Annotated in this window: 21 protein-coding genes; 11 read left to right on the forward strand and 10 right to left on the reverse strand. The window is 56.7% G+C overall.

Translation table 11 applies throughout. The features are described 5' to 3' along the window. Window positions 1-105 precede the first annotated feature (105 nt). The 4 genes from purL to grxD all read left to right on the forward strand — a co-directional run bounded on the left by purL (window position 106) and on the right by grxD (window position 3,323). On the forward strand, window positions 106-2,265 hold the full coding sequence (gene purL / locus I5192_RS07470; protein ID WP_223118278.1) for a phosphoribosylformylglycinamidine synthase subunit PurL: 2,160 nt from the start codon (window positions 106-108) through the stop codon (window positions 2,263-2,265). Between the two features lie 138 nt (window positions 2,266-2,403). Next, the gene (locus tag I5192_RS07475; protein WP_170393179.1) at window positions 2,404-2,640 is read left to right on the forward strand and encodes a BolA/IbaG family iron-sulfur metabolism protein; all 237 of its coding nucleotides are present in this window, start codon (window positions 2,404-2,406) and stop codon (window positions 2,638-2,640) included. A 43-nt stretch (window positions 2,641-2,683) separates the two neighbouring features. Further along, complete coding sequence (locus I5192_RS07480) at window positions 2,684-2,974, forward strand: hypothetical protein (protein WP_170393180.1); 291 nt, start codon at window positions 2,684-2,686, stop codon at window positions 2,972-2,974. Further along, entirely contained in the window at window positions 2,961-3,323 is a 363-nt protein-coding gene (gene grxD / locus I5192_RS07485) for a Grx4 family monothiol glutaredoxin (protein ID WP_170393181.1), read from the forward strand. Before I5192_RS07480 ends, grxD begins: the two co-directional genes overlap by 14 nt. 1 nt (window position 3,324) lies before the next feature. Here grxD and I5192_RS07490 read toward each other — a convergent pair whose 3' ends face one another. The 3 genes from I5192_RS07490 to I5192_RS07500 are packed head-to-tail and all read right to left on the reverse strand — an operon-like array spanning window position 3,325 to window position 4,900. Further along, the gene (locus I5192_RS07490) at window positions 3,325-3,675 is read right to left on the reverse strand and encodes an MliC family protein (protein WP_170817733.1); all 351 of its coding nucleotides are present in this window, start codon (window positions 3,673-3,675) and stop codon (window positions 3,325-3,327) included. Next, entirely contained in the window at window positions 3,675-4,067 is a 393-nt protein-coding gene (locus I5192_RS07495; RefSeq protein ID WP_170393183.1) for a cell division protein ZapA, read from the reverse strand. The genes I5192_RS07490 and I5192_RS07495 overlap by 1 nt, the downstream gene beginning before the upstream one ends. Then, window positions 4,067-4,900 (reverse strand): hypothetical protein, encoded by an 834-nt coding sequence (locus I5192_RS07500; protein ID WP_223118095.1) that lies wholly within the window; start codon window positions 4,898-4,900, stop codon window positions 4,067-4,069. Before I5192_RS07500 ends, I5192_RS07495 begins: the two co-directional genes overlap by 1 nt. 234 nt (window positions 4,901-5,134) lie before the next feature. Here I5192_RS07500 and tkt point away from each other — a divergent pair, with 234 nt between their 5' ends. Next, window positions 5,135-7,156: a transketolase gene (gene tkt, locus I5192_RS07505; RefSeq protein ID WP_223118096.1), complete on the forward strand. Its 2,022-nt coding sequence runs from the start codon at window positions 5,135-5,137 to the stop codon at window positions 7,154-7,156. Window positions 7,157-7,206: 50 nt separating this feature from the next. On the opposite strand, the gene I5192_RS07510 is transcribed toward tkt, so the two are convergent. Together I5192_RS07510 and I5192_RS07515 are read right to left on the reverse strand one after the other, a co-directional pair. Beyond that, the gene (locus I5192_RS07510; protein ID WP_223118097.1) at window positions 7,207-8,007 is read right to left on the reverse strand and encodes a thioesterase family protein; all 801 of its coding nucleotides are present in this window, start codon (window positions 8,005-8,007) and stop codon (window positions 7,207-7,209) included. 87 nt (window positions 8,008-8,094) lie between these two features. Next, entirely contained in the window at window positions 8,095-9,066 is a 972-nt protein-coding gene (locus tag I5192_RS07515; RefSeq protein ID WP_223118098.1) for a DUF808 domain-containing protein, read from the reverse strand. A gap of 182 nt (window positions 9,067-9,248) precedes the next feature. Between I5192_RS07515 and gap (I5192_RS07520) the strand changes: the two genes are divergently transcribed. The 3 genes from gap (I5192_RS07520) (at window position 9,249) to gap (I5192_RS07530) (ending at window position 11,553) form a co-directional block, all read left to right on the forward strand. Further along, window positions 9,249-10,250 carry a type I glyceraldehyde-3-phosphate dehydrogenase gene (gene gap / locus I5192_RS07520; RefSeq protein WP_170393188.1) on the forward strand — a complete coding sequence of 334 codons (1,002 nt, stop codon included), beginning with the start codon at window positions 9,249-9,251 and terminating at the stop codon, window positions 10,248-10,250. Window positions 10,251-10,323: 73 nt separating this feature from the next. Further along, complete coding sequence (locus tag I5192_RS07525; RefSeq protein WP_010439846.1) at window positions 10,324-10,467, forward strand: hypothetical protein; 144 nt, start codon at window positions 10,324-10,326, stop codon at window positions 10,465-10,467. Between the two features lie 81 nt (window positions 10,468-10,548). Further along, the gene (gap, locus tag I5192_RS07530; RefSeq protein ID WP_223118099.1) at window positions 10,549-11,553 is read left to right on the forward strand and encodes a type I glyceraldehyde-3-phosphate dehydrogenase; all 1,005 of its coding nucleotides are present in this window, start codon (window positions 10,549-10,551) and stop codon (window positions 11,551-11,553) included. Here gap (I5192_RS07530) and coaD read toward each other — a convergent pair. The 3 genes from coaD to I5192_RS07545 all read right to left on the reverse strand — a co-directional run bounded on the left by coaD (window position 11,545) and on the right by I5192_RS07545 (window position 13,520). Then, window positions 11,545-12,036 carry a pantetheine-phosphate adenylyltransferase gene (gene coaD, locus I5192_RS07535; protein WP_170393190.1) on the reverse strand — a complete coding sequence of 164 codons (492 nt, stop codon included), beginning with the start codon at window positions 12,034-12,036 and terminating at the stop codon, window positions 11,545-11,547. The two genes, gap (I5192_RS07530) and coaD, sit on opposite strands and share 9 nt — an antisense overlap. An 82-nt stretch (window positions 12,037-12,118) precedes the next feature. Further along, window positions 12,119-12,556 carry a CBS domain-containing protein gene (locus I5192_RS07540; protein ID WP_170405529.1) on the reverse strand — a complete coding sequence of 146 codons (438 nt, stop codon included), beginning with the start codon at window positions 12,554-12,556 and terminating at the stop codon, window positions 12,119-12,121. A 61-nt stretch (window positions 12,557-12,617) separates the two neighbouring features. Further along, entirely contained in the window at window positions 12,618-13,520 is a 903-nt protein-coding gene (locus tag I5192_RS07545) for a LysR family transcriptional regulator (RefSeq protein WP_170393192.1), read from the reverse strand. A 104-nt stretch (window positions 13,521-13,624) separates the two neighbouring features. Here I5192_RS07545 and I5192_RS07550 point away from each other — a divergent pair, with 104 nt between their 5' ends. Continuing rightward, window positions 13,625-15,124 (forward strand): CoA-acylating methylmalonate-semialdehyde dehydrogenase, encoded by a 1,500-nt coding sequence (locus I5192_RS07550; RefSeq protein ID WP_223118100.1) that lies wholly within the window; start codon window positions 13,625-13,627, stop codon window positions 15,122-15,124. Between the two features lie 188 nt (window positions 15,125-15,312). Then, window positions 15,313-15,912, forward strand: coding sequence for a L,D-transpeptidase (locus I5192_RS07555; protein ID WP_170393194.1), 600 nt, complete (start codon window positions 15,313-15,315; stop codon window positions 15,910-15,912). Window positions 15,913-15,991: 79 nt separating this feature from the next. Here I5192_RS07555 and I5192_RS07560 read toward each other — a convergent pair whose 3' ends face one another. After that, window positions 15,992-16,468: a fasciclin domain-containing protein gene (locus I5192_RS07560; protein ID WP_170393195.1), complete on the reverse strand. Its 477-nt coding sequence runs from the start codon at window positions 16,466-16,468 to the stop codon at window positions 15,992-15,994. Between the two features lie 71 nt (window positions 16,469-16,539). Next, the gene (locus I5192_RS07565) at window positions 16,540-17,391 is read right to left on the reverse strand and encodes a class I SAM-dependent methyltransferase (RefSeq protein WP_223118101.1); all 852 of its coding nucleotides are present in this window, start codon (window positions 17,389-17,391) and stop codon (window positions 16,540-16,542) included. 135 nt (window positions 17,392-17,526) lie between these two features. On the opposite strand from I5192_RS07565, the gene I5192_RS07570 reads away from it, so the two are divergent. After that, the gene (locus tag I5192_RS07570; RefSeq protein WP_170393197.1) at window positions 17,527-18,642 is read left to right on the forward strand and encodes a carboxylate-amine ligase; all 1,116 of its coding nucleotides are present in this window, start codon (window positions 17,527-17,529) and stop codon (window positions 18,640-18,642) included.

An 18,642-nucleotide genomic window follows, 5' to 3' on the forward strand; every position in this document is an offset into this window, starting at 1 on the left:
GTTTTTTATTGCCCGATGTCCCCTGTGCGGGTTTGGCCCTTTCCTCAAGCGGCCCATTGCCCTAAAAGGCCCGCAATCTCGGCCCACATGGACACAGGACAGAAGATGCAAGAGCCCGCCATCACACCCGATCTGATTGCCGCACATGGGCTCAAGCCCGAGGAATACGACATGATCCTTGAGATCATCGGGCGTGAGCCGACCTTTACCGAGCTTGGCATCTTTTCAGCGATGTGGAACGAGCATTGTTCTTATAAGTCGTCCAAGAAATGGTTGCGCACCCTTCCGACCTCTGGCCCTCAGGTCATCTGCGGCCCAGGCGAGAATGCGGGTGTCGTCGATATCGGCGACGGTCAGGCCGTGGTGTTCAAGATGGAAAGCCACAACCACCCTTCGTATATCGAACCTTATCAGGGCGCGGCGACCGGCGTGGGCGGCATCCTGCGGGATGTTTTCACCATGGGCGCACGGCCCATCGCCTCGATGAACGCACTGTCCTTTGGCGAGCCGGGCCACCATAAGACGCGCCAATTGGTGAACGGAGTGGTCGAGGGGATTGGCGGCTACGGCAACTGCTTCGGTGTGCCTTGCGTGGGTGGCGAAGTTCGGTTCCACCCGGCCTATAACGGCAACTGCCTTGTGAACGCGTTTGCCGCTGGTTTGGCTGACAGTGACAAGATTTTCTACTCGGCCGCTTCGGGCGTTGGGATGCCCGTCGTCTATCTGGGCGCAAAAACCGGTCGTGACGGTGTGGGCGGAGCAACCATGGCATCGGCCGAATTCGATGACACCATCGAAGAAAAGCGCCCCACCGTTCAGGTCGGCGACCCCTTCACCGAAAAGCGCCTGATGGAAGCAACGCTGGAACTGATGCAGACCGGTGCCGTGATCTCGATCCAGGACATGGGCGCAGCGGGCTTGACCTGCTCGGCTGTAGAGATGGGCGACAAAGGTGGTCTGGGCGTGCGTTTGGACCTCGAGAATGTCCCGCAGCGCGAAGAGAACATGACAGCCTATGAAATGATGCTGTCGGAATCTCAGGAACGGATGCTGATGGTCCTCAAACCTGAGCTTGAGGCCGAGGCCCGCGCCGTGTTCGAAAAATGGGACCTCGATTTTGCCATCGTAGGCGAAACCATTGCCGAAGACCGTTTCCTGATCATGCACAATGGTGAGATCAAAGCCGATCTGGTCCTGTCTAAACTGTCCTCGACCGCGCCTGAATACGACCGCCCGTGGGAACCGACCCCTGAGTCCGCGCCACTGGAAGACGTACCACAGATCGATCCGATCGACGGTCTGCGCGCCCTGCTCTCTTCACCCAATTACGCAGGCAAACAATGGGTCTATGAGCAATACGACACCATGGTCATGGCGGATTCAACTCGCACGCCGGGTCTGGGCGCTGGCATGGTCCGCGTACATGGCACCGACAAGGTGCTAGCCTTTACCAGCGACGTAACCCCACGCTATGTCCGTGCAAACCCGGTGGAAGGCGGCAAACAAGCGGTGGCCGAGGCCTATCGCAACCTGACCGCCGTGGGGGCCAAACCACTTGCCACCACAGACAACCTGAACTTCGGGAACCCCGAAAAGCCCGAGATCATGGGTCAGTTCGTCGGCGCGATCCAAGGTATCGGTGCCGCCGTTGGTGCGCTGGATATGCCCATCGTGTCGGGCAACGTCTCGCTTTATAACGAGACTGACGGCCAGGCGATCCTGCCAACCCCCACCATCGGCGCGGTTGGTCTTCTTGCTCATAGCGACGAGATCATCGGAAACGAGGTTCGGGATGGCCATGTTGCGCTGGTCATCGGCGAAACCAACGGCCATATGGGTCAGTCCGCCCTGCTGGCCGAGGTATTCAACCGCGAGGACGGAGACGCGCCGCATGTTGATCTGTCTGCAGAGGCGCGCAACGGGGAATTCATCCGTGCCAATCGCGAGATGATCAAAGCATGTACTGATCTTAGCGATGGCGGCCTTGCACTGGCAGCGTTTGAACTTGCTGAAGCTGCAGGCGTAGGCGTTTGCCTGGATGATGCATCGTCCGAGTTCCTATTCGGCGAAGACCAGGCCCGTTATCTTGTGGCGTGCAACTTCGATCAAGCCGAGGCGCTAATGATCGCTGCCGGTCAGGCTGGTGTCCCGCTGGTCTCGGTTGGCCGGTTTACCGGTGACAGCGTGAAGATCGGCAATTCCGAAGCTCCTTTGGCAGAACTGACCGAGACCTTCCGCCAGAGCTTTGCCGCCGCGGTCGCCTGATAAATCGTCTCTTCCGAATTCCAGAATTCCCGCGTCTTCCATAGGCGCGGGATTCGCGTATCTGAAAGATGCTCGACATCTTGCACGCCCGCTCCCATCACTCTACATCTTGGGAAAGACCTACAGGAGTGAACCTACATGCCGATGAGCGCCCACGAGATTGAAACCCTGCTGCGCGAAAGCTTTCCCAATGCGGAAATTCAGGTTGGTGGCAGCGATGGCGTGCACATGTCCGCCATGGTCGTGGACGAAAGCTTTCGCGGCAAAAACCGCGTTCAGCAACAGCGTGCGGTTTACGCTGCGCTGAAAGGCAAGATGGATGGATCTGATGGGGAATTGCACGCGCTGGCGTTGACGACGAAGGTACCTGAATGACACAGCACTACTTTCAAAAAAGCGCCTAAGTGGCTTTGAAAAGATGAGTGGCTGGCCCTTCTGGATATCTCTTCTTGGTGCATTGATAGTTGTCGCCGCCCTCATCGAAGCCTATGTCAAACGCAACAGAAAACGAAAACTGTCGGATATGCGCCCTGACCCCGATACGCTTAGCAAGGTTGGGGGAATTGAACGATACGGGCTTGATCCGGTGACGCTTGCACAAGCAGAACACCGGCGGCTTGAAGAAGAAGGATGGGCACCTGAACTGCCCGATAACCGAACGACCGCCGCGCAAGCGGATGAAAAGGAAAAGCAAGATGAGCGACGTTAAGACCCAGATCGACGAAACCGTCAAAGCCAACGATGTGGTGCTTTACATGAAAGGCACCAAAGAGATGCCGCAGTGCGGGTTCTCATCCCGGGTGGCCGGTGTTCTGAATTACATGGGTGTCGAATACACCGACGTGAACGTTCTGGCTGACGAAGCTGTGCGCCAGGGCATCAAGGACTACTCCGACTGGCCAACCGTGCCTCAGCTTTATGTCAAAGGCGAGTTTGTCGGCGGTTGCGACATTATCACTGAAATGACGCTGTCGGGCGAGCTAGACACACTGTTCGATGAAAACAGTGTGGGCTACAACAAAGACGCTGCGGACAAAATCCGCGAAGCAAACGCGTAAGCTATCGGCTGCTACAGTCCTTGAACAATACGAGTTCCGGGGCTGTGTCGCCTTCGGCCTGATGGCTGATCGTGGCATCCCACCCCTTGGAGCGCAGGGTGTATGTCCCTGCCCCTCCGACGGATTCATACCGGATGCCCGAGCCGCTTGGAACCTGTTTCATGGGGATCAACTGATCATCGATCATTATCGCAGCCGCCCCATCTCCATTTGAGGCGTTAAAGTAGGACACCGGCACTTGCGTGTTGTTTTCACAGGTAAACGTCACGGACAGAATGTCGATATCGGCCTTTGCCATCGTGCCAGTCAGCGAGACGACGGCCGCGCAAAAAGCCATTCGGGCGATCGGCATTAGGCCGTCCTTTCTTCAATGACTGCCGCCAGGGCTTCGGCGCGCGCCGCCATTTCAGCCAGCGTATCCGTGACAGATGGCGGCACTACCGCAACCTCGATCCGTTCAGGTTCCGGCTGCGGTTGGCTGCGGAGCCGCTTCAATTCGGTCTCCAATTCGACCAGCTTGGCCTCGGCCAGTTTCATGCGATCTTCATGCGCGGCTGCCTTGTCTGCCAACATGAGTCCCGCCATCAGCAGCATCCGCGATTCCGGCATACGTCCTATCTGGTCCGACAAAACCTGAGCCTCATCATCCAGCAGTCTGGCTGCCGCTTGCAGAAACGGTTCTTCTCCGTCCTGGCACGAGACATCAAAGCCGCGGCCGCCGATATGAATGGTTACTTCGGGCATTATTCCACCTCTCCCTCGGCCAGATTGGCATGACTTAGCAATGGCTCAAGTCGAGCCAGGACCGCATGCGCTTCGGCTGCGTCCGACGCGCGCGCGGCACGTATGGCTTCTAATTCGGCTGTCGTCGCCCGGTTCAGCATGTCAGCATCCGTGACACCGTCCTCTGCGGCGGCGCGTAATTCATCGACAGCGCTCCGGAGCTGATCGTTTGCATTGCGAAGCCGTTGCAAATCATCATCCAACCGGGACATCGCGGCACCATGGCTAGCCCGTTCCGCGCGCAGCATCTCAAGCTCGGCATTGAGTTCGGTTAACCGCTCGCTATCGACCAGTTCAGCCCGCAGACGCGCCAGTTCGGCCTCCATCTCTTCCGCGCGATCCGCGATTGGGGTCAATTCCTCGACCTGCGCGCGCAACGTATTCGCCTCTTCTGCAGCGCCCTGATGTGATCGCAGAGTCTCAATCTCTGCCTTCAAGCCCTCGACTTCGTCCGTGTTTTCAAGCGCAGCCTTGGCATCCGCCAACTCGGCCCGCGCAGCCTCAACCGTGGCGAGCTGAGAAGTCGCCTCGGCCAATTGCGCACGCAGCGCATCCACTTCCGAACTCGGTGCCGGTTGCGCACGTAGCGCGTCAATCTCTTGCGCGTGCCTCTCTTTGATCGTTTTCAGCCGTTCCTCAAGCTGGGCATTGGCCACCCGCTCTTCTTCAAGCGCCGTTCGCAGCGACGTATCATCACCGGCTGCGGATCCAGCATCGTGCAAGGCCTCGACACCATTACCGATCCGCTCCATCGCGGTGATAATACGGCGTTGTAGTTCTTCGATCTGACTCATGCCTGTGTCACCTCTTTATCAAGGTTCGTTCTGATATTCGCCTACCCGAATCAAAAGCGGCGGCGCTCAGCCCTAGTCTAACGGAATGCGACAGAAAATACCCACTGTTTGGTTTCAACCACTTGCACACCGCTCTTGAAGCGCCAATTCGGCGTGCCACGCGGTTCTGCTTGCACTTTGACAATCGGATGGTATTCAGCGCCCATCTGCCCGTAAACCAAAGGAACTACGCCCGTGGACCTGACTGCGCTGCGCAATGCCAACCCCGAACACTGGGACAAGGCTGCGGCCATCCGCACCCTGACCCTCGACGCTGTCGCCGCCGCCAATTCCGGCCATTCCGGTATGCCGATGGGCATGGCCGATGTTGCGACCGTATTGTTCGAAAAGCACCTCAAATTCGACGCCACTGCCCCGAACTGGCCGGACCGCGATCGGTTCATCCTATCGGCGGGTCACGGTTCGATGCTGGTCTATTCGCTGCTGTATCTCACCGGTCATGGCGATGTTACGCTGGAAGAGATCAAGAACTTCCGTCAATTGGGCGCCAAAACTGCCGGGCACCCCGAGAACTTCCTGATCGATGGTGTCGAAACCACTACCGGACCTTTGGGTCAGGGCATTTCGAATGCCGTTGGCTTTGCGATGGCCGAGGAAATTCAGCGTGCGCATTATGGCAAGAAGATCGTTGATCACTATACCTACGTGATTGCGGGCGACGGCTGCCTGATGGAAGGCGTCAGCCAAGAGGCGATCACTTTGGCCGGTCGCCACGAGCTAAGCAAACTGATCGTCTTCTGGGATAACAACAACATCACCATCGACGGCACAGTCGACATCGCCGACCGCACCGATCAGGTGCGCCGTTTTGCGGCCTCGGGCTGGCATGTGCTTGAGATTGACGGCCACGACCCCAAGGCCATCGATGCGGCCATCGTGCAGGCGAAGAAGTCGAACAAACCGACGATGATTGCTTGTGAAAGCCACATAGCACTGGGGCACGCGGCGCAGGACACTTCAAAAGGCCATGGCGCTCTGACCGATCAGGATCAGTTGAACGCCGCCAAAGAAGCATATGACTGGCCGCATGATGCGTTCGTCATCCCTGCTGAGGTCAAAGCCGCTTGGGAGGCCATTGGTGCACGTGGCAAAGCCGAGCGCGCAGCGTGGGAGGAGCGTTTTGCGCAAGTCTCCGAACGTAAACAAGCCGAATTCAACCGCGCCTATGCGTTTGAGGCACCAAAGAAGCTGGCCGGCGCCATCCGGTCGTTCAAGAAACTGATGTCGGAAGACCAGCCAAAGCTGGCCACACGCGCCTCTTCAGAGAAGGTGTTGAATGTCGTTAACCCGATCATGCCCGAAACCATTGGCGGCTCGGCTGACCTGACTGGATCGAACAACACCAAATCGGCTGATATGGGCGTGTTCCTTCCGGAAAACCGCAAGGGTCGGTATATCCATTACGGCATTCGTGAACACGGTATGGCCGCTGCTATGAACGGTATGGCGCTGCATGGTGGCATTCGCCCGTATGGCGGTACGTTCATGGCCTTCACCGACTATGCGCGGCCCTCGATGCGTTTGGCTGCACTTATGAAGATCCCGACGGTGTTCGTGATGACCCACGACTCGATTGGTCTGGGCGAAGACGGTCCGACGCACCAACCGGTGGAACATCTGGCGATCTCGCGCGCGACGCCGAACACTTATGTGTTCCGCCCCGCGGATACGATTGAGACCGCCGAAGCCTGGGAATTGGCGCTGACCTTCAAGGATAGCCCCTCAGTCCTGTCGCTGACCCGTCAAGGCGTGCCAACTGTTCGGACCCAGCACAAAGCCAAAAACCTGACCGCACAAGGCGCTTATGTATTGGCTGACGCAGAAAACAAGCGTCAGGCGATTCTGATTGCCACAGGTTCCGAGGTTTCGCTGGCGATGGAAGCTAAAGCAATACTTGAGGCCGAAGGCATCGGCACTCGGGTCGTTTCCATGCCCTGTATGGAGCTGTTTGCCGAACAAGACGAAGCCTACCGCAAGCGCGTATTGCCTGCGGGAGCCGTCCGCGTCGGTATCGAGGCTGCGGTTCGCGCCGGAGGCTGGGACCGTTGGCTTCTGGGCGAGCGTGGTCGCGAGGCCAAAGCCGGGTTCATCGGCATGTCCAGCTTTGGTGCGTCGGCACCCGCCGGAGAGCTCTACAAGCATTTTGGCATCACGACCGAGGCAACAGTCGCCAAGGTCAAAGAACTGCTGGGTTGAACCTACCCAAATTAGTCAGAAGGCCTCGGTTAAAACCGGGGCCTTTTTTGTTAGACGAAAATTATTACTGACTGCATACCATCGACAATTAGATCACCATCGGTGTTCCACATCCGCATGACCTGAGAGCTGTAGCCGTCATGTCCAGCTGTCAATTGATGTTCCATCAACCACCATCCATCGCGAGTATGAATATCTTCGGATAGCACGTTGAAAATCCAGTTCATTGATGAGTTGTTTCCCGGCTTCTTCAATGTCGGGAATATGGCCGGTGGCAACAGGTCCGCAATTGCGATCAACCCTTCGATCCTATCGCGCATATCGGCATCATTATGGCGCGCCCAAACCTTCACATAGCCACGCTCTGCACCAGCAAATGGCCGCGCCCCGTCGATCAACCGAACGTCGAAGTTCTCAAGAAATGCGATGGGAAGTTTTGGCAAATCTGGCGGGAAATAGTGTTCTGTGATCTCTGGCTGTATCTCTGCCTTAGCCGGATGTTCGAACGCCACATGGCTGTCCTGTGCCTTGCCAAACGTAAATGTCCCAAGTGCGGCTGTATTCCCCTCAATACTTGCTCGTGTATTGATCGTTGTGACATTCCGCCCATTGCGAAGCACCTCGGTTTCGATCAGCGGAGGTGAACCGATGGGCGCGGTAAAATTGATCAGGGCCGAGCGTAATGGCGGCAGAACATCGACCGCATTTCTCGCAGCAGCCAGCAGCAAGGCAGACGAGAAGCCGCCATATGTTGTGCGGCCTTGCATCCAGTTTGGCGGCACCGGAAACTGCAGCATCCCGTTCAACCGATCTGAACTGGCAAGGACTTGGGAAAGGCTGAGTTTAGTCATCGATCTCACACCGGATATGCTTCGATTGGAACTTACCCCGCTCTTACCCTTGTGCCAGATGAAACCTCACGTCACATGATCCTGATTTCAGTGTTTATTCGCAGATCCCGAAATCGCGCTGATCGCGGGGGACAGCAGCTTGGTTGCCACCGGTATCAGCGCCAGCCCATAGGCCAGACCGAATACACCATCCATCGTCGCCTTCGCGATCCACTTTACCGCGCCTGCCCATTGTTCAGACACAGCATGACTCGCAGCATTTGCCCAGTCGTAAATGTGATGGCCCAGCCAGCCAAAGCCCAGGACCTCCATACCGTGGATCATGATCGACCCGCCGACCCACAGCATCGCAGCAGTACCAACGATAGACAGAACTTTCATAACAACGGGCATCGCTTTGACGAGGCCCCTTCCCGTTCCGCGCCCTATCGGCGTCGGCGCGTTTTGCGCCAAATACAGGCCGACATCATCCATTTTCACGATCAGAGCGACCGAGCCATAAACGGCGACGGTGACCCCAACGCCCACCACGGCCAGCGTCGCGGCTTGCATCCACACATTCGGCGCTTCAATGGCCGCCAAAGCGATGGTCATGATTTCAGCAGACAGAATAAAGTCAGTCTTGATCGCACCCTTCACCTTCTTTTCTTCCAGATGGCCAGGAACAGGATTTTTCATATCTTCGTCTATCGCATGGCTCCCATGTGGAACCAGGACGTGAAAAATCTTCTCGGCCCCCTCGAAACACAGATATGAACCACCGAGCATAAGCAGCGGTGTGATCAACCAAGGCGCAAAATTGGCTAGTAGCAATGCCACTGGCAACAACAGAATGATCTTGTTGAAAATCGATCCGCGCGCGATGCGCCAGATGATCGGCAGTTCCCGCGCTGGGGCAAAACCCTGAACGTATTTGGGCGTCACGGCCGCATCGTCAATGATCACACCCGCAGTCTTGGCCCCAGCCTTGCCGGCAGCGGCCACCACATCGTCCACCGAAGCCGCCGCGACCTTTGCAATGCCCGCCACGTCGTCCAACAGGGCCAACAGACCACTCATCGCGCTTCCTTTCCATTCATCTGTTCGATCGGACCCTACCTGATCCAACGGCTAGCGCAAGCGTTAGCGCAATCGGCGCAGGTTTGCGCTAACACCTTAAAAATATGCCATTTTTGCCCTTTTGAGATTCAATATTCGCGGCTATATGGCCTGCAACGCAAGCGCATTTTTGGAGACGTCGGATGACCATCAAGGTCGGTATCAATGGTTTTGGCCGCATCGGCCGCTGTACTCTGTCGCACATCGCCGCATCGGCGCGCAACGACATCGAAGTGATCAAGGTCAACGCCACCGGCCCGCTGGAAACCTCGGCGCATCTGTTGAAATACGACAGCATTCATGGACGTTTCCCACGCGACGTCTCGGTCGAAGGCAACACCATGGATCTGGGTCGCGGCCCGATGGAGATGTTCTCGACCTACGATATGAACGAGCTGGACTGGGAAGGCTGCGATGTCGTTCTGGAATGCACCGGTAAATTCAACGACGGCCTGAAGGCTAAAACCCATCTTGAGCGCGGCGCAGGCAAGGTTCTGCTATCGGCCCCTGGCAAGAATGTCGACAAGACCATCGTATTTGGTGTGAACCACAACAGCCTGACTGCAAACGACAACATGGTGTCGAACGGTTCTTGCACCACCAACTGCCTTGCTCCGCTTGCCAAAGTTCTGGACGAAGGTATCGGCATCGAGCATGGCATCATGACCACGATTCACGCCTATACCGGCGACCAACCGACGCTGGACCGTCGCCACAGCGATCTTTATCGCGCCCGCGCTGCCGCCATGTCGATGATCCCGACGTCCACTGGCGCCGCTGCAGCACTGGGAGAGGTTCTGCCGAACCTCAAAGGGCGCCTGGACGGCTCGGCCATCCGCGTGCCCACTCCAAACGTCTCGGCCGTTGATCTATCATTCCGCGCCTCGCGCGACGTCACTGTCGAAGAGGTCAACGCCATCGTCGAAGAGGCAGCGAAAGGCCCGATGCAGCGCGTTCTAGGGTATGAGCCTGCGCCGCTGGTTTCGACCGATTTCAACCACACCGAAGAAAGCTCGATCTTTGCGCCGGATCAGACCCGAGTTGTCGACAACCGAATGGTGCGCGTATTGGCATGGTATGACAACGAATGGGGATTCTCGGTGCGTATGGCGGATGTCGCCGTCGCGATGGGCCGCCTTAACTGACCCTTCGCACATCGCTTGTACCTTTATGCCCGCTCAGGTTATCTGAGCGGGCATTTACGTTCAGGGTGCAGAAATGACAAATCAAATCGCCATCTGGCTTGGAATCCTAATTCTGGGCGGTCTGATGCTGGACGTGGCACTATTCGGCACCGAACACCTGCTGTTCCTGGGCAAGAAGCTCTACGATTTCCTGGATTGGCTCGCCTTCTGGCGCTGACAGAGGTTTTTCTTGACTTTCGCGCCAATCTGGCTTTGTTAGCGCTAACCATCTATGGACCATGTTCTGACGGAGCGCATTATGACACTCAAGCTGGCAATCAATGGATTTGGACGGATAGGGCGCGGCGTTCTTCGGGCCGTCATGGAATCCGGACGTACTGATGTTGAAATCATCGCAATCAACGATCTGGCAAAGCCCGAAATGAACGCACATCTGTTCGAGTTCGACAGTGTGCATGGACGCTATTCCAAACCCGTAACTCTGACTGATGCAGGTCTGGATGTGGGTGCTGGGCCCATCCGGCTGACCAGCGAGCGTGATCCCGAAGCACTGGACTGGTCTGATGTGGATGTGGTTCTGGAATGCACCGGTGTTTTCCGGACCCGTGAAGCAGCTGAGCGGCACCTGAAAAACGGATCAAAGAAAGTATTGATCTCGGCCCCTGCCCGTGGCGACGGCGGCGTGAAGACAGTCGTGTTCGGCGTGAACGATCATGAGCTAACCGCCGACGATATCGTTGTTTCCAATGCCTCGTGCACCACCAACTGCCTATCGCCCGTGGCCGCAGCATTGGACGCAGGGCTTGGCATCAAACACGGCAACATGACAACCGTTCATGCCTATACGGCGAGCCAACCGGTTCACGACACTGCGGGCAAAGACCCCTACTTGTCGCGCGCAGCAGCACTGTCGATGATTCCCACGACAACCGGCGCGGCGTCTGCAGTGGGTCTGGTATTGCCGCAGCTTGCTGGTAAGTTGACCGGGCAAGCCATTCGTGTCCCCACGCCCAATGTCTCAGTCGTTGATCTGGTTGCTGAGGTTTCGCGACCGACGACCGAAGAAGAGGTCAATGCCCTCTTTGTAGAAGCCGCCGCCAAAATCCCCAGTGTGCTGGCGGCCGAGAATCGCCCCTTGATCTCGATCGATTTCAACCACGACTCGCATAGCTCGACGGTTTCACTGGCTGAAACCAAAGTAACTGACGGCACATTGGTTCGTGTGCTTGCATGGTACGACAACGAATGGGGCTTCTCGAACCGGATGCTGGACACAGCCGCCGCGATGGGCGCGCTATCCTAACCGCTCTTTCAAGGCGGAATTGACGCGGGGCGTGACGAATTTTGACACGTCCCCGTTCAATCTGGCGATTTCTTTGACCAGTTTCGACGCAATGGCTTGATGCCGTGCCTCTGCCATCAAGAACACGGTCTCAATCGAGTCGTCCAACGCGCGATTCATCCCAACCATCTGGAATTCATACTCGAAATCCGCAACCGCACGCAGTCCGCGCACGATGATCTGAGCGCCTACATCGCGGGCGCAATCGATCAGCAGGTTTTCAAACGGATGCGCGACAATCTCAGTGCCGGTCTGCTCGGTCAGATGGGCGCATTCGGCCTCGATCATCGCAACACGCTCTTCCAAAGAAAACAGTGGGCCCTTGTCCCGGTTGATAGCAACACCAATGACGAGCTTATCCACCAGCGCAGCCGCGCGGCGAATAATGTCTATATGACCCATGGTGATAGGGTCGAAAGTACCGGGATATAATCCAACCCGCATTGGGCTCTCCAGCGCAACAATATTTCTGCGCAAGCAAACATAACTTTGCCGCAGGTGCAAGAGGCTGAAACAGCCCCCGCGTTCAATGCCCCATGATCATGCCCTCAAGCGCGTCTTTTTCCATAGCAAGTTCAGCAAGTTGCGCCTTGACCGCATCACCCAGCGTAACGATGCCGACCAGTTTGCCATCTTCCAATACAGGCATGTGGCGAAATCGTCCTTCGGTCATCTGGGACAGGATAGACTCAACAGTATCCTGCTGGCTGGCGGTCACAAGTTGCTTGGTCATATAGTTGCTAACGGGTTTATCCAAGCATCCGCTGCCGCTGGCAGCCAACTCACGAACAATGTCTCGTTCGGATAAAATGCCCGCTGCCGTCTGCCCCCCATCCTCGGAAATGACCACAGTACCAATCCGCTTTTCCGCAAGAATCTCGGCAGCCTGAGAAACGGATGCCGTTGGCTCGACCGTCTCCACACCGCCGCTGGCCTTGGATTTGAGAATGGCCTGTACAAGCATAAGCGAAAACCTCCGGAATTACGTACTGTTTTCCAAAGCGTTGCCGGAATGTGTGAATGTGTCAAGGTGAAGCTTCGCGCTCAAGCCGCGCTACTTCGTCCCGTATTCCGCGCGTCAACGCCTCGGCAAAGTGGTTCAACCGCTCATTGCGCTGATCGCCCTGATGGCGGACCAGATAGAACCCCCGGGTCAGACTGACCTGATCCGTCAGGATTTTCTGCAATCCCCGATGGAACGGCAATGTGAAATCATGTGCCACGCAGACCCCTGTTCCCAGCGAAACTTGTCGCAGCTGAACGGAAACAGAGTTTGATGCAAGCGCGACACGTTCAACACCAATGTCGTTGAGATAGTCCAGCTCGCGGTCGAAAATCATGTCCGGAATATAGCCTATCATCCGATGCCCTTTTAGATCCTCGATGGATCGAATTTCGGCGTGACGACTCAGGTATTCCTTCGTTGCGACCATATGCAGCCGATAGTCGGATATCTTCTGCACCAGCAGTTTCCCTGCGGTGGGCGCACTGACTGTTACCGCCATGTCGGCCTCTCGCCGGGATAGGTTGATGATGCGCGGCAACGCCAGGATCTGAATGTCGAGATCAGGATTGGCATCGCTGATCTTGGCGCAGACCTGTGGCAACAGGTAATTGGCACTACCATCCGGGGCACCAATTCGGATCTGACCGCTTAGCGATTTGGCAGAGCCTGACATGACACCAGTCGCTGCGCGCATAGCTTCTTCCGCCTGCAGCCCATGCTCCATCAGGCGTTGTCCTGCAGTCGTCAACACATAGCCCTGCTGTGATTTCGTGAACAACACCGCGTCCAATGCCGCTTCGAGCCGCGCGATTCTGCGCCCGACTGTCGCCGGGTCGATCTTGAGAACCCGCCCCGCACCCGAAAGGCTTTCATCGCGCGCGACCGCCAGGAAAACCCGCAAATCATCCCAATTCGGCGTCATGTTCTACCCTTTGCATTTTTGCAAAACTGATTTGAAATATTGCCTCTGTTCAGGTGATTTTCGCAAGTCTATTCTTCGCGCAACTTAATCCGGAGGAGTTTGCAATGCAGAACCTGACCCATTTCATCAACGGCGAAAATGTCGCTGGCACATCTGGCCGCTTTGACAATGTATTCAACCCAGCAACGGGTGAAGTGCAGTACCAATGCCCGATGGCCAGTGTCGCCGAGACCACCGCTGCGATCGAAGACGCTGCAGCAGCTCAGGTCGCTTGGGGCGCAACCAACCCGCAGAAGCGCGCGCGCGTTATGATGGCGATGGTTGGTTTGATGAACCGCAACATGGACAAGCTGGCCGAGGCTCTCAGCCGCGAGCACGGTAAAACCATCCCGGACGCCAAGGGTGATCTGCAGCGTGGTCTGGAAGTGATAGAATACTGCATCGGCGCGCCCCAGATGCTGAAAGGTGAGTTCACCGACAGCGCGGGCCCGGGCATCGATATGTATTCAATGCGTCAGCCGCTGGGCGTGGTCGCTTCGATCATGCCATTCAACTTCCCCGCAATGATGCCACTGTGGCACGTTGGCCCGGCACTGGCCTGCGGCAACGCAGTTGTTCTAAAGCCGTCCGAGCGCGACCCCTCTGTTCCATTGATGCTGGCAGAGCTGTTTGTCGAAGCTGGTCTGCCCAAGGGCGTGTTCCAAGTCGTAAACGGTGACAAAGAGGCCGTGGACACCCTGCTGGACAGCGAAATCATTCAGGGCGTGTCATTCGTGGGTTCAACCCCGATCGCGCAGTACATCTATGCTCGTGCAACCGCCAACGGCAAACGCGCGCAGTGTTTCGGTGGCGCTAAGAACCACATGATCGTTATGCCTGACGCCGATCTGGATCAGGCTGCTGATGCGCTGGTCGGTGCAGGTTTCGGCGCGGCTGGCGAACGCTGCATGGCAATCTCGGTGGCCGTGCCTGTGGGCGAAGAAACCGCAGACGCACTGATCGAAAAACTGATCCCTCGCGTGGAGAAGCTGAAAGTTGGCCCCTACACAGCGGGCGACGACGTGGACATGGGTCCGGTTGTTACTGCTGCCGCGAAAGAGCGTATCCTTGGCCTGATCAACTCGGGCGTTGAGCAGGGTGCGAAGCTGGTTATCGACAACCGCGATTTCAGCTTGCAGGGTTATGAGGACGGCTTCTTTGTCGGCCCGCACTTGTTCGACAACGTCACCCCCGACATGGATATCTACAAGCAAGAGATCTTTGGACCGGTCCTGTCGACCGTCCGCGCGGGTTCTTATGAAGAGGCGCTGAAACTGGCGATGGATCATGAATACGGCAACGGCACTGCGATCTTCACCCGCGACGGTGATACGGCGCGTGACTTTGCCAGCCGTGTGAACATCGGCATGGTCGGCATCAACGTTCCGATCCCGGTTCCGCTGGCCTACCACACTTTTGGCGGCTGGAAGAAATCGATGTTCGGCGACCTGAACCAGCACGGTCCAGACAGCTTCAAGTTCTACACCCGCACCAAAACAGTGACATCGCGCTGGCCGTCGGGCATCAAGGAAGGTGGCGAGTTCAACTTCAAAGCGATGGACTGATCATTCAGCTTACAAATCAGGAAACCCGGCCCTACATGGGTCGGGTTTTTTCGTGCATGCGCCAGTTGCTGCCTGATCGCGTACCTCACAAGAAATTCAGAGGTCGCCCTCTGGAAAAAGCAGACATTCACTAATATTTTATCGGTAATTCAACTATCCGAGCAGCTCATAACTCCCTGGAGGCAACCTTGTCCCAAAATCGTTTTACCCGTCGTCACGCCCTTTTGGGCGCTGCATCGCTGATTGCGGCCCCTGCCATCGTGCGTGCTCAAAGCACTGATGCTTTCCCACAGACCGAGGAAGCAATCAGCACGCAGCTTCCAGTACGTCGTAACGTTTCATCGTTCTCGCAGCAGAATTGGCAGGATCACTTTGACGAGTTGGGCGTCGGCGCATTGTTGGCCGATATCACCAGCCGGGCTGTTCATTACTGGGGGCCGGATGGAACCTACAAGCTGTACCCCAGTTCTGTCCCGATGAGCGAAGAGCTGACCAAGCGCGGCTATACTAAAGTCACACGCAAGGCGGAGAACCCAAGCTGGACACCAACCCCATCAATGCGCGAGCGCGATCCCTCGTTGCCAATTCGCATGGAGGGTGGTGAACCTGGAAACCCATTGGGAACTCGCGCTATGTATCTTGGCTGGCCTGCCTACCTGGTTCACGGCACCTATGATACCCGCAAGATTGGACGTCAGAGCTCGTCCGGCTGTATCGGTCTTTATAACCAGCACGTTGAAGAGCTGTACCCGCTGGTAAAGGTCGGTACTCAGGTACGTTTGGTCTAAACGGCGAGTTTCTACACGAAACACAAAAAAAGCCCCGTCCATCAGGAACGGGGCTTTTGTTTTCGTGAAGGTGGTAGATTTATTCGGGAATGATCACTTCGTCGACAACGTGAATGACGCCGTTGCTGGCTTCGATGTCGGCCTGCACAACTTTGGCACCATTAACTTTCACGCCATTTTTTGCGTTCACGCTTAGTCGGTCGCCTTGCACGGTCAGAACCTTCGCGCGCTTTCCTGCAATGTCGCCGGACATCACTTTGGCTGGCACGACATGGTAGGTCAGGATCGACACCAACTGGTCCTTGTTTTCTGGCAGAAGTAGGGTTTCAACAGTGCCTTCAGGCAGAGCTGCAAAAGCCTCATCCGTGGGTGCAAAGACGGTGAAGGGCCCATCGCCTTTCAGCGTATCAACCAGGCCCGCGGCCTGAACGGCAGCAACCAAGGTGTTGAACGACCCGGCAGCAACTGCGGTATCTACGATATCAGCGGCCTGTGCCTTGACGGGCAGTGCAAGTGCAAATGCGGCGGCAGCGCCCATGAATGTGCGGCGGAACATGGCTGTTAACTCCTCTCCAGCTTGTTATGGAAAGAGTTACGGGCCTAGGTTCGAACCGGATCACACAGAATTCAATTTTCTTTGAGCTGAACCCAGATGCTCTGCGCACGGCCCTCTTCTAGAAACGGCAGCGCTGCGACGGCGTCGGGGCGATCCTGCTGCAGGTAATATCCGGGCCAAAGCATTGAATAGAAACCGGATTGCAGCAAGGCGTGCAACATGTACTGCTCACCCCATCCTGGGCAGTCATAGAAGAACCGTTTGGGATATTCATAAGGCAGAAAAACATCGTGGACATGAATGACAACGCCGGGTTTCAGCGCCGGAATGATCCGACAGAATAGATGTGCGACATCGTTGCTCATCCGAACCACATGGCTTGAATCGATGAACAGAACATCCCCAGCCTCAAGCTGATCGAACAGCGCGGGATCTACTTCTTCCAGTCGCTTCTGCTCAAACTGATCGACGACATGGGCGATATCTGCGCGCGGGTACGGATCAATTGCCGTGATCGTCGTATCCAAACCACCATCTATGATCGCCTGCCGCGTCACGCGGGTAGAGTTCCCGCAGCCGACCTCGATCACGCGCTTGGGCTGAAAGCGGCGGATAATCAAGTAAAGCGCATCCGCATCCGGGCTATCGTAATATCCGTTGCCGGTGTGATAACCGGTTTGGTTTCGCGCCGGGTCCTTCAACGCAGCAAGCTCATCGGCATGGCGCGTATACTCTTTGATCAGTTGCGCGATATCGAATCCGTCCATCCCCGGCGACAGGGCATAAGCGGGCCTGGTCAATCCCCCTGCCCGTTCGAACGCTTCCAGCCGCGCCCGTTCATCCTGTTCCGTAACCTTGTCGATCAGCTTGACGCCCAACTCATCCAGGGCGGCATTGATCTGCGGAAATTTTCTGGGTTTCACGAGGACGGCTCCACATTGCGTTGCGCCCGCTCTTTACCTGTGCACGCAGGACCTCTGCAAGAACCGACAGGTCAAACCCTTGGCAAAAAGATAATTTCCGTATTCACTAACGTGAATTGACCAACGAGGACCGCCATGCAGCAGGAATTTACGATCGGCATTGAAGAGGAATACCTGCTGGTCGATCAAGACAGTCTGCAGCTCGCCGAGGCGCCCGCAGCATTGATGGAAGCTTGTCAGGCAGATTTCGAAGGCCAGGTCAGCCCGGAATTTCTGCAGTGCCAGATCGAAGTCGGGACCCGCCCACATGCTACGATCAGATCGGCGCGCGAAGATCTAAAGCGCCTGCGTTCTTGTGTATCAAAACGTGCGTCCGAGTATAATCTGGCTCCGATCGCGGTCTCTTGCCATCCGTTTGCGAACTGGAAAGATCAACACCATACACGGAAAGAACGCTATGACGCCCTGCAGCATGCTTTGGGCGGCGTGGCGCGGCGGATGCTGATCTGCGGAATGCACGTGCATGTGGGCGTCGAAGATCAAGCCTTGCGCGCCGACCTGGTACCCCAGCTTTCTTACTTTCTGCCCCATCTGCTGGCGTTGTCGACCTCGTCTCCTTATTGGAACGGCGAAGATACCGGGCTTTCCTCCTATAGGCTCACCGTGTTCGACAATCTGCCCCGGACCGGTCTGCCCCCGGTGTTCAGCAGTTGGGGCGAATACGAACGCACCACCGGCGTGCTGGTCGAACTCGGCGTGATCGAGGACACCTCTAAAATCTGGTGGGACCTACGTCCATCTCACCGGTTCCCCACCCTAGAAACACGCATCATGGACGTACAGCCAAGGCTTGAACATACGCTTTCGCTTGCAGCGCTAGTGCAGGCGCTGACCCGGATGCTGTGCCGCCTGAAAGACCGCAATCTTCGTTGGCGGCAATATGATAAGTTTCTGATCGGCGAAAACCGTTGGCGCGCGCAGCGCTACGGTGTGGGCGAAGGTCTGATCGATTTCGGTGATCGCTCAATCAAGCCGATGGCTGAACTGATCGGAGAGCTGATGGGCATGTTGGCCGAAGACACCGAGGCATTGGGCACCATGACCGAACTCGCCCGACTTCGGCAGATCGCAGAAAATGGCACCTCCGCCACCCGCCAACGCCGTGTTTACGCTGAAGCTTTGGCGCGCGGGGATGATCCGGGCATGGCGGTGGTCAAGCACCTGATCGAGGAATTTCACGCCGACCTATAA

It is taken from the genome of Ruegeria sp. SCSIO 43209, from assembly GCF_019904295.1.
GTDB lineage: Bacteria > Pseudomonadota > Alphaproteobacteria > Rhodobacterales > Rhodobacteraceae > Ruegeria.

Bases quoted from the DNA above. Each gene is read 5' to 3' on its own strand.
- I5192_RS07545 (WP_170393192.1), bottom strand. From the start codon at position 13,520: ATGACGCCGAATTGGGATGATTTGCGGGTTTTCCTGGCGGTCGCGCGC.
- gap (WP_223118099.1), top strand. From the start codon at position 10,549: ATGACACTCAAGCTGGCAATCAATGGATTTGGACGGATAGGGCGCGGC.
- coaD (WP_170393190.1), bottom strand. From the start codon at position 12,036: ATGCGGGTTGGATTATATCCCGGTACTTTCGACCCTATCACCATGGGT.
- I5192_RS07475 (WP_170393179.1), top strand. From the start codon at position 2,404: ATGCCGATGAGCGCCCACGAGATTGAAACCCTGCTGCGCGAAAGCTTT.
- I5192_RS07495 (WP_170393183.1), bottom strand. From the start codon at position 4,067: ATGCCCGAAGTAACCATTCATATCGGCGGCCGCGGCTTTGATGTCTCG.
- grxD (WP_170393181.1), top strand. From the start codon at position 2,961: ATGAGCGACGTTAAGACCCAGATCGACGAAACCGTCAAAGCCAACGAT.
- I5192_RS07515 (WP_223118098.1), bottom strand. From the start codon at position 9,066: ATGAGTGGTCTGTTGGCCCTGTTGGACGACGTGGCGGGCATTGCAAAG.
- I5192_RS07560 (WP_170393195.1), bottom strand. From the start codon at position 16,468: ATGTTCCGCCGCACATTCATGGGCGCTGCCGCCGCATTTGCACTTGCA.
- I5192_RS07540 (WP_170405529.1), bottom strand. From the start codon at position 12,556: ATGCTTGTACAGGCCATTCTCAAATCCAAGGCCAGCGGCGGTGTGGAG.
- I5192_RS07570 (WP_170393197.1), top strand. From the start codon at position 17,527: ATGCAGCAGGAATTTACGATCGGCATTGAAGAGGAATACCTGCTGGTC.
- I5192_RS07500 (WP_223118095.1), bottom strand. From the start codon at position 4,900: ATGAGTCAGATCGAAGAACTACAACGCCGTATTATCACCGCGATGGAG.
- purL (WP_223118278.1), top strand. From the start codon at position 106: ATGCAAGAGCCCGCCATCACACCCGATCTGATTGCCGCACATGGGCTC.
- I5192_RS07480 (WP_170393180.1), top strand. From the start codon at position 2,684: ATGAGTGGCTGGCCCTTCTGGATATCTCTTCTTGGTGCATTGATAGTT.
- I5192_RS07490 (WP_170817733.1), bottom strand. From the start codon at position 3,675: ATGCCGATCGCCCGAATGGCTTTTTGCGCGGCCGTCGTCTCGCTGACT.
- I5192_RS07550 (WP_223118100.1), top strand. From the start codon at position 13,625: ATGCAGAACCTGACCCATTTCATCAACGGCGAAAATGTCGCTGGCACA.
- I5192_RS07525 (WP_010439846.1), top strand. From the start codon at position 10,324: ATGACAAATCAAATCGCCATCTGGCTTGGAATCCTAATTCTGGGCGGT.
- I5192_RS07510 (WP_223118097.1), bottom strand. From the start codon at position 8,007: ATGACTAAACTCAGCCTTTCCCAAGTCCTTGCCAGTTCAGATCGGTTG.
- gap (WP_170393188.1), top strand. From the start codon at position 9,249: ATGACCATCAAGGTCGGTATCAATGGTTTTGGCCGCATCGGCCGCTGT.